The sequence below is a fragment of the Methylopila musalis genome, from assembly GCF_042679725.1.
GTDB classification, from domain to species: domain Bacteria; phylum Pseudomonadota; class Alphaproteobacteria; order Rhizobiales; family Methylopilaceae; genus Methylopila; species Methylopila musalis.
Genome location: NZ_JBHTMX010000225.1, coordinates 1 through 4,257 on the forward strand (window position 1 = coordinate 1; position 4,257 = coordinate 4,257).

General features: G+C 73.9%; 3 protein-coding genes. All 3 read right to left on the reverse strand.

Annotated features, from left to right (window positions below; genetic code table 11):
- A partial coding sequence (locus ACFQ4O_RS15585) for a baseplate multidomain protein megatron (RefSeq protein WP_378776960.1) occupies nucleotides 1-3,357 on the reverse strand: 3,357 nt, incomplete at its 3' end.
- A 176-nt stretch (nucleotides 3,358-3,533) separates the two neighbouring features.
- Nucleotides 3,534-3,983: an NlpC/P60 family protein gene (locus ACFQ4O_RS15590; RefSeq protein WP_378776962.1), complete on the reverse strand. Its 450-nt coding sequence runs from the start codon at nucleotides 3,981-3,983 to the stop codon at nucleotides 3,534-3,536.
- Nucleotides 3,976-4,257, reverse strand: a 282-nt coding sequence (locus ACFQ4O_RS15595; RefSeq protein ID WP_378776964.1) for a phage BR0599 family protein, incomplete at its 5' end; no start/stop codon positions are given. The genes ACFQ4O_RS15595 and ACFQ4O_RS15590, both read right to left, overlap by 8 nt.

The following is a 4,257-nucleotide window of genomic DNA, read 5'->3' on the forward strand; positions in this document are numbered from 1 at the left end:
CGCGTCGCGGAACTGGAGCACCTCCCAGCCGCCGCCCGGCCCCCGCACCGCCGCCACGTTCGCCCCCGCGAGCAGCGCCGCGCCGGTCACGCTCTCCAGCGTGCGGTCGGGGCCGATCTCCACCTCGACCGCGTTGGCGTGGTCGAGACGACCGCTGGCGTGGCGGCCGAGCGGAGCCGTCAGCTCGCCGAGCGTCGCCGGCAGCGGCAGGATCTGGTCCAGCTCGACGCCGGACCCGTCGCGGGAGCGGTAGACCGCCATGGGCGCCCAGGGCTTGGCGTAGGCCGCGAGCCGCGGCGCGTGGGCCGGCTCGTCGCCGGCGAGCAGCGGCAGGTCGAGCACCGCGAACACCGGCGCCACCGCGCGCGGCCGGTCCGGCGGCGGACGGGGATCGTCGTCCACCGGCGCGACGGAGCGCGCGTCCGGGTCCGCCCGCACGGCCTTGACCGGCCGGCCATACTCCTCGCCCACCTCCTCGAGCCGCATCAGCGTGTTCCGGCCATGGGCCGCGAAGGTCACCAGATCGCCCGGCTCCAGCGCCAGCCGGCCGGGCGGCAGAGTCCATTCGCCCCGCTCCCGCCGCACCGAGGCCTCGATCAGCAGGCCGTCCGCCAGCGCCTGCGCCTCCGGCGCGGTCAGCGCCAGCGGCACGCTGACCTCCGCGACCGCCCGGCCCTCGCCCGCCAGTCGGCGCGCCTCCACGGCGCCCTGCCGGTAGTCGATCTCCGGGTCCACATGGCGAAGCTGAAGCGCAGCCGGCACCTCGGAGGCCTGCGCGCGGGTGAGCCGGAACGCGGGCTTGCCCTCGCCCGGATCGACCAGATCATCTGGCGTCAGCGTCGCCACCGGCGGCGCCTGACGATTCGCCATGCGCACGCCCTCGCCCCGCTGCTGGGCCACGGCGCCGAAGGCCTCCAGCAGCGGCTCGATGGCGTCGCGGGGCGCCATCACCCGGTCCACCGCATAGCCGCGCACCACGCCGTCGAGATCGTCGAGATCGAGCGGCACGGCCGAGGGCGCGGCGAGCTCCGCCACCACGTCCCGCAGGCTTGCGAAGCCGAGCCGGCCCGAGAGCCAGTGCCCCCGCCGCCAGTTGGCGGCGTCGGCCCAGACGTCGGAACGCAGAGGATAGGCCGGATGCGGTCGGGCGTCCCAGGTCCAGGCGTGTATCCGCACGGCGTCGATCATGCGCGCGCCGGTGACGGTCGAAACCGGGTTGGCGCCCGCCGACGGCCGCCAGTAGCCAAGCTGCGCCGTGAGATAGGCGCGCTGCGCCATGTCGTCCCGGCGGCCGTTGGAGAAGTGGGGCAGCGCGCTCTCGGACGACTTCTCGTCCACGAACACGTTGGGCTGGTTCGCGCCCTTGTCCACCGCCGGGCAGCCGACCTCGCAGAAGCGGATCGGCTTCGACTGGGGGATCCACGCGGTGGGCGTGGGCGAACGCGCGCCGGCCGGCCGGTCGTGGTGCAGGTTCTCCCACCAGCCCCGGAAATCCTTGACGCGGAACACCCAGTGCTCGCCGTGGGCGGTGTCGTCGATCGGCGAGCGGACCTGCGCCGCCCGATCGGCGTCGGAGGCGTAGAACCAGTCGTAGCCCTCGCCGCCCTCCACATTGGCGGCGAGATAGGCCGGGTCGTAGGGCCCCCGCCAGCCGGCGAGCGCGTCCCGATGGCCGCCGCCCTCGCGCCAGTCGGCGAGCGGCGCGTAGTTGTCCACGCCGACGAAATCGACATTTGTATCCGCCCACAGCGGATCGAGATGGAACAGCACGTCGCCGGAGCCGTCGTCCGGGCGATGGCCGGCGTATTCCGTCCAGTCGGCGGCGTAGCCGATCTTCGTGTCCGGCCCCAGCATCCAGCGGGCGTCGGCGGCGAGGCGCTTCAGCTCCGCCACGGCGGGATAGCTCGCGGCGCCGTCGCGCACCGTCGTCAGGCCGATCATCTCGGAGCCGATGAGGAAAGCGTCCACCCCGCCGGCGGCCTTGGCGATGCGCGCCAGATGCAGGATGAAGCGGCGGTAGGACCAGTCGTCGCCGTCGCCATACGTGACCCTGCGGTCGTCGGCGTCCCAGCCGAAATCCTCGCGGTCGCTGTCGCCGAAGAAGGCCGCCACCTGCGCGGCGGCGGCGGGGGTCTTGTCGGGCGAGCCGGGACGCCCCGGCGCCGGGTGGCAGGTGACGCGCCCGCGCCAGGGATAGGCCGCCTGCTCCGTCCCGCCATAGGGATCGGGACGGCCGTTTCCGGGCGCCACGTCCATCAGGATGAAGGGCGTCAGCGTCACCTCGAGGCCGCGGGCCTTCAGCTCCCGGATCGCCTGCCACACCGCCCGGTCGGCGGGCGCGCCGCCAAGCGCCGGGGCGCCGCCGACCTGACTCACCACGGCGGCGTCGGAGCGGCGCAGTCCGCCCACCCGCCAGCTCCACGGCCGGGTAATCTTGTCCCGGGTCTCGACCTTGGGAACGATGCGGCAGGCGCCGGCGCGCAGGTCCTCCCCGTGCCACGCCACGATCAGCGACACCGCCGTGACGTTGGGCGCGAGCGCCTGCAGGTCGTCGAGCGCCACGTTGAAATCGGCGTCGTCATATTCGGTGTGGACGTTTTCGCTCGCATAGGCGCCGAAGCCCGCGCGGCGCTCCACCTTGTCGGTGGCGTAGGCGAATTCGGCGGAGCCGGGGATCAGCGTCACCGCGCGCAGCAGGTCCTCGAGCTGGGGCTGCTCGGAGGGCGGACGGCGGATCACCTCCACCGTAATCTGCGGGACCCGGTTGCCGAAATCGCCGATCGGCAGCTCGTCGAACACCAGATAGGCGAGGCCCCGGAAGGCGGGAGCGTGCTCCGCGCCCTCCACCGCCACGATCTTCGGGTCGGGAAGCTGCTCCTCCGTGCCCCGATGCAGGCGCACGTCATAGGCGCCGGGATCGATGGCGCGGCCGTCGGCCCAGATGCGGCCGATCCCGTCGATCTCGCCTTCGCACAGGCCCACCGCGAAGCTCGCGAAATAGCTGTAGGTGGTGGTCTTCACCTTCGGCCCGCCGCCTTTGCCGCCGGAGCTCTGGGTGGAGCTGGTCTCCCGGAAGCGGCTCGCCCAGATCACCTGCCCGCCGACCCGCATGCGGCCATAGACGCGCAGCACCGGGGCGCCCTCGGTGGAGGCGGTGACGCGCAGGTCGTCCAGCCGGGGGCCGACGCGGCGCGTGGTGGTGGAGAGCACCGTCTGGTCGAGCATGGAGCCCGCGAGCCCGCCGAGCGCGCCGCCCAGCGCCGCGCCGGACAGCGTGGCGCCGAACAGGCTCAGCCCGCCCGGCAGCAGCGCCCCGCCGATCGCGGAGCCGACGGCGGTGAGCGCGAGAACGGCCATGGGAGGACCTCGGAGTCGGTTTGAAAATCGCCGAAGCGCGGCTGCCCCCTCCCGTCATGCCCGGCGAACGCCGGGCATCCACGATTTGAACCTGCACACCGTCGCGCGGTCAAAAGTCGTGGATGCCCGAGACAGGCTCGGGCATGGCGAGGAGCTTCACGGATTTGGACTGGCCTTCAGATGTCGAACGACGACGCCGGAAAGCGGAAGCGGGCGGCGAGGCGGCGGCGCCAGGCGGGGGCGATGGGCGTCTCCACCACGCCGTGGCCGTCATAGGCGTGGATCATGCGGTCCGGCCCGCAGGCGACGCCCGCATGGCGCGGGGGGCCGCCGGGCTTCAGGCGGAACAGCAGCACGTCGCCGGCGGCGATCTCGCCGGGCGACGCCGGGATGAGCCAGCGCCCGGCGGCCTGCGCCAGCAGATCCGGCGCGCCGTCCTCCGCCCAGCTTCGGGCGTAGGGCGGCGGCGTCTCAGGCTCCGGACCGACAAGCTCGCGCCACAGCCCCCGCACGAGGCCGAGACAGTCCGCGCCCGCGCCGCGCAGGCTCGCCTGATGGCGATAGGGCGTGCCGAGCCAGCCGCGCGCGGCGGCGACCACCCGTTCGGGCGCCATCGCGTCAGCCACGGCGGCCGCCATCGTTGTCGCCGTCGGAACGGGCGGGCTGGGCCAGCCAGTCGTTGCCGGGCATGAGGGGGAAGCCGCGAAAGTTCACCTGATTGCCGAAACGCTTGCGGCAGGTGGCGAAGGTCTTGTCGCAACCGGCGGTGACGGTGAAGCCGTCACCGGGCGCGATCGCCATGGCCGGCGTCTCGGCGAGCTCCACCGCCGCGCCGTCCTGGGCGCGGACCTCGGCCGCGGCGCCGGCGTTGGCGCCCGAAGTCCAGACCAGCCGGCCGCG